The sequence below is a fragment of the Staphylococcus ureilyticus genome (assembly GCF_002902235.1).
Taxonomy (GTDB): domain Bacteria; phylum Bacillota; class Bacilli; order Staphylococcales; family Staphylococcaceae; genus Staphylococcus; species Staphylococcus ureilyticus.
On record NZ_PPRL01000166.1, the window covers coordinates 1 to 215 of the forward strand.

The 215-nt window shown below is 55.8% G+C and carries 1 protein-coding gene; it reads left to right on the forward strand.

From position 1 onward, the window contains the following. The coding region (locus CD150_RS12920; protein WP_206185651.1) for a hypothetical protein at positions 1–215 on the forward strand (215 nt) is incomplete at both ends.

The window sequence follows — 215 nt, forward strand, 5'->3', positions numbered from 1 at the left end:
CCAACACCAGATCCAGAGCCAACACCAGATCCAGAGCCAACGCCTGATCCTGAACCAACACCAGATCCAGAGCCAACACCAGATCCAGAGCCAACGCCTGATCCTGAACCAACGCCTGATCCTGAACCAACGCCGGATCCTGAACCAACACCAGATCCAGAGCCAACACCAGATCCTGAACCAACGCCTGATCCAGAGCCAACACCAGATCCAGA